Genomic DNA, 1,312 nt, shown 5'->3' with positions numbered 1-1,312 from the left:
CGGTGGGAAGCAGATGTTAATGAAAGGCACTAAAACCGATAAAATGAACCATCATCCTTTTACCTGACTACGAATTACTATTACTGATGAAGTTGGTAATAGGATTTGGAAACCCATGTGGTTAATCGCTATTGGTTCTCCTATATGAAGAGTTAAGTTTAATTGATTGCTATGAGTCTTATCGACAACGTTATGACATGGAACAACTAGCTCCTATTTTGGGTCAACAAAGATTATTGACGACAGCTTATTCAACACAGTAATGTCGAACATGAAGAAAATTGGTTTAAATTAACATTAATTGCTTATGTTAATTTATGGGCTGCTAGGAATTTAGCCATTGTTTTACCCCGTCCTTGGGAACATTATTTGAAGACTAATAAATCAGTTAAAATCACTCCCAGTTTAGTTCAAAGAGATATAAGATCGAATAATTTCGACTTTGGGTACAATGACGACATCTCCCAAACGTCGAGGTTATTCTACCGGACGGATTAAAGGATATAAAACAACTTGAGCGAACTCCTCATCAAGTTATCATCAAAGGCAAAAAAAAATCCAAAAAACAACGAAAAGTTTCTTAGTAGTGGGCGACAACTCTTAATTATTCCCATTTTTCAGTGATTAAATTCACTGGGGACAGAGAAATATTTCTCTAGTCTCGTTAGCGTAAAAAATACGCTAACTATTTTTCTTTTTGTCCAAAGTCCAAACATTCTGATAAATCCTGATGTTTAGTCTAAGGTTTATATATGACCTTTATCGAAGGAAATAATAAGAGTAATTCCTTTTAGGTTAAGTTAAAGGGTGGTGGTGCATTGTAATGGTCATCTATATGTAATTATGTACTGCTCTTATCCCAAGATGTGTCAGCAAGTTGGAAAGGTAATCCACATGTCTAGAACGCTACCCATCTCTATCATCATATCTTTTGTTCACTTACCAAAGGTTCCGTATGCAAATCCTGATTACTTACCCTGTTGCTGAAGATGTTTTGCTTGCCATTCTTAATGATAACATTATCTATCGACCTGACTTGCAATGCAAGGGAAGCCGTTTCGTAAGCAAGGCTTTGAGTGAGCTTAGACCAGATGTTCTAGTTACCCAAGAGTTGCCCGATGAGCAGGCTGTTAGAAGTTGGGTATCCGCAACGCCCGAGTCAGCGCGGTTCATTGTGCAAAAGGGTAATATCAAATCCGGTAGCATCGGTATAATAAAATTAAACCTGATAAATTAAGGGATAAATAGTAAGAGTTGGGCGATACTGCGCTCCGCAACGCTCCGCGAACGCCATGCCGAGATTGTTAAAGCT

General features: G+C 37.7%; 1 protein-coding gene. It reads left to right on the top strand.

Annotation, left to right across the window (positions count from 1 at the left end):
- The first annotated feature begins 131 nt into the window (after positions 1 to 131).
- Positions 132 to 263: a hypothetical protein gene (locus F6K22_RS40980; RefSeq protein ID WP_293110916.1), complete on the top strand. Its 132-nt coding sequence runs from the start codon at positions 132 to 134 to the stop codon at positions 261 to 263.
- Positions 264 to 1,312: the final 1,049 nt, after the last annotated feature.

Origin of the sequence: Okeania sp. SIO2F4 (assembly GCF_010672385.1) — a bacterium.
Taxonomy (GTDB): Bacteria; Cyanobacteriota; Cyanobacteriia; order Cyanobacteriales; family Microcoleaceae; genus Trichodesmium.
The sequence above is the reverse complement of the archived record's forward strand: the minus strand, read 5'-3'. Positions and strand labels throughout refer to the sequence as shown.